Raw genomic sequence first — 1,146 nt, forward strand, 5'->3', positions numbered from 1 at the left:
GCGGATTGTTGCTCCAGATCTGTTTCCAGATCTGCTTCGGGAACGCGGTGAACGCCAACAGATCCGACCGGGCGGCGTCGAGGTGATCGGCCACCTTCGGCAGCTTCTCGGTGAGTGCATCGATGATTCGATCGTATTGTGCGTGAACGGAATCCGCGTCGGGCTGGTCGTACACGGAGTGCAGCAGTGTCTTCACCCAGGGCCACGACGACTTCGGTGTGACGGCCATGAGGTTCGTCGAGTAGTGGGTGCGGCACCGCTGCCAGGAGGCGCCGGGCAGGGTTGCGCCGATCGCCGCGACGAGGCCGGCGTGGGCATCGGAGGTCACCAACCGCACCCCGGACAGGCCGCGGGCGACCAACCCGCGGAAGAAGGTCAGCCAGCCGGCGCCGTCCTCGGCGGAGGTGACGTCCAGCCCCAGGATCTCGCGGTAGCCGTCGGCGTTGACCCCGACCGCGACCAGGGCGTGCACGTTCACCACCCGTCCGTTCTCGCGGACCTTGAGGACCAGGGCGTCGGCGGCGACGAACGTGTACGGGCCCGCATCGAGGGGTCGGTTCCGGAAGGCCTCGACCTGGGGGTCGAGGTCTTTCGCCATCACCGAGACCTGCGACTTCGACAGCGAGGTGATCCCGAGGGTATCGACGAGTTTCTCCATCCGCCGGGTCGAGACCCCGAGCAGGTAGCAGGTCGCAACAACCGAGGTCAGGGCTCGTTCGGCCCGCTTGCGCCGTTGCAGCAGCCAGTCCGGGAAGTACGAGCCGGACCGCAGCTTGGGGATGGCCACGTCGAGGGTGCCGACGCGGGTGTCGAAGTCGCGGTGCCGGTAGCCGTTGCGAACGTTGACGCGTTCGTCGGAGCGTTGGCCGTAGTCGGCGCCGCACAGGGCGTCGGCCTCGGCGCCCATCAGGGCGTGGATGAACATCGTCAGCAGCTCGCGCAGCAGGTCGGGGCTGGCGCCGGTGAGTCGGTCTTCGACAAGCTGGCGGAGGTCGATATCGTGGGCAGTGGTCATCGCGTGCTCTTTCGTCGAGTCGAGTTGGTAGCTCTCTCGAAGAATCACGCGGTGACCGTCTTTCGTCCGGTTACGACACGCCGGTCATCGGATCCGATCCGGCTCGTACACCATCCTGATGGACGCAACCC

At 66.6% G+C, this 1,146-nt stretch carries 1 protein-coding gene; it reads right to left on the reverse strand.

From position 1 onward, the window contains the following. Positions 1-1,015, reverse strand: a 1,015-nt coding sequence (locus AC6CID_RS25020; protein ID WP_498354668.1) for an IS256-like element IS1164 family transposase, incomplete at its 3' end; no start/stop codon positions are given. Positions 1,016-1,146 lie beyond the last annotated feature (131 nt).

Source organism: Rhodococcus sp. GQ147 (genome assembly GCF_059759155.1).